Raw genomic sequence first — 476 nt, 5'->3', positions numbered from 1 at the left:
GTAAAGGTTGGATTGTCAGTGTTGAAAGTAAAGCCATCAGCAGGGTATCCGTCGGATACCAACTCGTAGCCCTTAGCTTCTAAAGTGGCAATTTCATTTTTGGTTGAGTAACCAGATTTACTACCAAACTTACCAGTTAAGTCATCAGTATGAAGAACGGCATCACCGTTATCTTCGTCAACATAGTTAACTACGGCTTTTTGTTCGTTTGCATTATAAGTAACGGTAACACTTCCGTCAGGTGTGTCAGCCGTGGCAGTTTCAGAACCAACACTTGCCTTATCTGGAGTGTATCCCGTGATAGCTGGAGAATCAACTTGTCCAAAGACGGAGTTAGTTGAAGTCCAGTTACTGTAAGTTAACTTGCCAGTTACTTCGTCAAAGGTTGCCGTTCTGGTGAAAGTAACGGTTTCTACTTGATCATCAGCTGCTTTACTACCATCAGCGTAAACGTAGTGGATAGTTCTCGTAATTGA

The 476-nt window shown here is 42.4% G+C and carries 1 protein-coding gene; it reads right to left on the bottom strand.

The genetic code is table 11. From position 1 onward, the window contains the following. Positions 1 to 476: mucin-binding protein (locus tag AC6UD6_RS06940; RefSeq protein ID WP_500696175.1), on the bottom strand; the 476-nt coding region annotated here is incomplete at both ends.

This window comes from Fructilactobacillus sp. X8R2C1 (assembly GCF_059900955.1).
Note: the sequence above shows the minus strand (reverse complement) of the source record. Positions and strands in the feature narration are given on the sequence as shown.